2 protein-coding genes are annotated in these 795 nt (G+C 60.9%); one reads left to right on the plus strand and one right to left on the minus strand.

The window, feature by feature from the left end:
• On the minus strand, positions 1-173 hold a 173-nt coding region (locus tag EN969_RS33560), incomplete at its 3' end, for an MBL fold metallo-hydrolase (RefSeq protein ID WP_127419890.1).
• A 122-nt stretch (positions 174-295) separates the two neighbouring features.
• Between EN969_RS33560 and ruvX the strand changes: the two genes are divergently transcribed.
• Positions 296-795, plus strand: a 500-nt coding sequence (ruvX, locus tag EN969_RS33565; protein WP_127419891.1) for a Holliday junction resolvase RuvX, incomplete at its 3' end; no start/stop codon positions are given.

The raw sequence follows: 795 nt of genomic DNA on the forward strand, positions 1-795 counted from the left end.
CCGCTGATGTGGTCGCTGTGGCCATGCGTCAGCAGCACATGCGTGACACCCTCAGCCGGGCCCTCCCAGCCACCCGTCCATGACGGATTGCCTATCAGATAGGGGTCGATGAGGATCTTGGCATCAGCGGTATCGATCCGAAAGGCCGAGTGGCCGTACCAGGTCAGTTTCATGAATGCATTCCTCGATTTTTGACTTGCCAAAGGATAGAACGCCAATGGCCCCGAGATCAAAGGGTTACTTGTCCGCCACGCGTTTGACAAAACACCTGGTGGTGAAAGGCGAAGGACGGCCGGTGGGCATTATCGCGATCGAAGAATTGCCGGCGCGGTTAGCCGGCGGCAAGACGCTGGCGGGGCTTGACCTCGGCGACAAGACGATCGGCGTCGCGGTCTCGGACCAGAGGTTTTCCTTCGCCCATCCGCGTCCGGTCATCATGCGAAGGAAATTTTCGCTCGATGCGGCGGTGCTGCTCGCCTTGCTGCAGAAGGAGAATGCCGGCGCCGTGGTGATTGGGCTGCCGATCAACATGGACGGCTCGGAAGGTCCGCGTGCGCAGAAATCGCGCGCCTTCGTCCGTAACATGGCACAAATGAGCGACCTGCCCTTCGTGCTCTGGGATGAAAGGCTATCGACGGTCGCGGCCGAAAGGACGCTGATCGAGATGGATTTCTCGCGCCGCAAGCGCGCCGGCAAGATCGATTCGGCGGCAGCCGCGTTTATTCTGCAGGGAGTTTTGGACCGGCTTCAGTCGCTCCACGCATCCGCTCGAACGGAACCGGATCCGCCCAGCGC

Source organism: Mesorhizobium sp. M7A.F.Ca.CA.003.01.2.1 (genome assembly GCF_003998945.1).
Classification (GTDB): Bacteria; Pseudomonadota; Alphaproteobacteria; order Rhizobiales; family Rhizobiaceae; genus Mesorhizobium; species Mesorhizobium ciceri.